Source organism: Niastella populi (genome assembly GCF_002078015.1).
GTDB classification, from domain to species: Bacteria; Bacteroidota; Bacteroidia; order Chitinophagales; family Chitinophagaceae; genus Niastella; species Niastella populi.
The window spans coordinates 1-2359 of the sequence record NZ_LWBP01000073.1 but is presented as its reverse complement, the minus strand read 5'-3'; the positions used below and the strand labels follow the sequence as shown (position 1 = coordinate 2359).

Sequence of the window (2359 nt, the reverse complement as noted above, 5' to 3'; positions counted from 1 at the left end):
TCTATCAGTCCTCTGACAACCTCATCTGTTTCTGCTATAGATATTTCCAGACCTTCAAAGGTAGCAGGAATTAACAAGGTTGATACTACTTTGAAAATGATATCGATATTGTGATCGCGGTTCTGGTTTTTTAAACTTCTTACCAACAATTGTCTGTGAGTCGGCAAAAAATCAATTATTTGAAATTTGTTTGTCATATCTGAAAATATTGCCATGTCTTGAAACGGTTTTATCTTGAAAATTTCAAATCCTGAATATGTTTTTCCATTAAAATAAAATATTGTTCGGCTGCCGCCTAATTTCATCTTAACAGGATTTATACACTTCCTTTCTCGAACATACCCTTAAAGAATAATTTAAAGAGAACCAGAGATAGGTCACTTCGGAGCATTCTAAAAAACGACGAAATCAACAACATCCTATATGGAAATAAATTTCTATGGTCAATTAAATCCAGCTATTCGTTTAACATTATCTACATACGTCTAACCTATTAATAATACATAACATTTCGTATCTTTAAAAAAAGAGGATATGATTAGTATGAATTTGATGCAGGCGAAATCCTTTCTATTTTTCGAGTTACCGTTAGACAGCCGTTATATCGGCACCCAATTTACCACCACCCATCACCAACTAACAACCGCTCATCCTGGATAGTGTTTACAGGCCACCCGGCAGAAGCTCACAGCCAGGTATTGGTTTAGGTATGTTTTGACACATTTTGCGAGTCTTTATTTTATGGCGGTTGCTGTAACTTTACCTTTTAATACCCAACTTAACCAATTTTATCTGGCAGCCGTTTTAACGACTGGAGTAATAAGTTTTATTATACTCGCCGTTACCAACTACGGCCCCTTGTTCTTTTCTGATTTTCTACCCAAGCTGCAAACCATAGCCGCAGTGGTTGAAACTCGCCAAAATGAGCTATTAAAAGATGATCTGAAGAAAGGGTTAAAGAATCAAATTGCTGACGAAAATGAGAAACTGGGATTTTTACTGGATCAAATATCTACCCAACGGGAACGGCTGGATACGTTGCAAAATGAAATTCCTAAATGCCGACAGAAACAAAATGCACACTTTTTCGCAGGTGCTAATTTTTTATGCATTTTATAAAACCGCTGGACTGAACGCTCTTCACTGCAACGACAAAACCGCTGGCCAACTTATGAAACTATTCGGGAAAGACCAGGGCGGCATTAAGGACAGCTTACAGCTAATTATAGGCCCAAAACAGGAACTGTCACAACGGTTCAGAACCGAGATCCAAAACCGGTTTAATGATGTCTATACGATTTTTGAAGAATTGGAGTTTTCTGAAGGCATACGATTACTCAGGTCTATGGAAACCAAATTCCTAGAATGACATGCGCCTAACAGTTCCTAATTGAATGGCTTGGCTAGCCAAAAGAGAATGAATATTGCTTGGCTTACCTCTAACACCTATCAGTAGTGGCAATGTCACTACTGCCGGGCAAAAACAACCATAAGTAAATATTTCTTATTCAGTCCCTTTCTTGCGTATCCAATAAAATCAAGCAGCATACCATACTCATCCATGGTATTTTCTCTTTGCATTCTTTTTATCCATTCTTCGTAAAATTCATCTAAATAGTCAAAGTCAACAAGGTGCTGCCTTAGTGACGACAAATCCAACACATAGCTGTTTTCGGTTCTATAAATCTCTGTTACGGGTCCGCTACCTTGAAAAATAAAGTCAATAAGTTGATGAATGGTGGGTTCCGAATTTAAAGTATTTCCTGTAAATAAACACTCTCCCCTCTCGTCATACATATATTTTTCAGGCAGCAACTCTGTACTTATTTCTTCTAAAATATATTCATCCGCTGAAAATATGGTAACATCCCATTTCATCCCTCTAATGTATGAATAATTGTAACGCCAGCTCCATCAATTGAAATTGTCAAGTAAGGCATTTTGTTACTTTCTAGTCCCCTAAATAGGCTGATCTTTCGGTTATTCTTATAATTAAGTATACTTACCTTTTTCCCGCCTTCTCCGAATAGTATTTTCGAAGCCTAAAAAGTAACGTATATGCAAGAACTAATGAAGAGTGGAAATACCCCCATGTTATTTCCTTATGATCCTGTCGAGTATTGGCAAAACATCGATAAACCGGCTTTTAAAATGAGTACAAGTTATTGCTATTTAGATTTAGACTTTTTAAATATTTCAGGCAGCCCAACCTTTTTAAGAAATACTGACGCCATTTCTCTTTTTTTGACAAAATAAGGATCATTCTCGTAATCCTTCATTGATGTATCAGTGGCTAACACAGCCCTGGCAGTTTTCTTCCTTTTAGAGAGATTTTTCATTTTAAATTAATTTTCTTAAA

Annotated in this window: 4 protein-coding genes; 2 read left to right on the top strand and 2 right to left on the bottom strand. The window is 36.5% G+C overall.

Features of this window, described 5'->3' with window-relative positions:
* Positions 1-305 (bottom strand): hypothetical protein (locus A4R26_RS08245; RefSeq protein WP_133054594.1); only part of this gene is annotated, 305 nt, incomplete at its 3' end.
* A gap of 436 nt (positions 306-741) precedes the next feature.
* On the opposite strand from A4R26_RS08245, the gene A4R26_RS08240 reads away from it, so the two are divergent.
* Positions 742-1119: a hypothetical protein gene (locus A4R26_RS08240; protein WP_081163317.1), complete on the top strand. Its 378-nt coding sequence runs from the start codon at positions 742-744 to the stop codon at positions 1117-1119.
* Between the two features lie 348 nt (positions 1120-1467).
* On the opposite strand, the gene A4R26_RS08230 is transcribed toward A4R26_RS08240, so the two are convergent.
* Positions 1468-1878 (bottom strand): hypothetical protein, encoded by a 411-nt coding sequence (locus A4R26_RS08230; RefSeq protein ID WP_081163315.1) that lies wholly within the window; start codon positions 1876-1878, stop codon positions 1468-1470.
* Positions 1879-2058: 180 nt separating this feature from the next.
* On the opposite strand from A4R26_RS08230, the gene A4R26_RS35590 reads away from it, so the two are divergent.
* A complete protein-coding gene (locus A4R26_RS35590) occupies positions 2059-2256 on the top strand; it encodes a hypothetical protein (RefSeq protein WP_242674861.1) in 198 nt (65 codons plus the stop codon).
* Positions 2257-2359 lie beyond the last annotated feature (103 nt).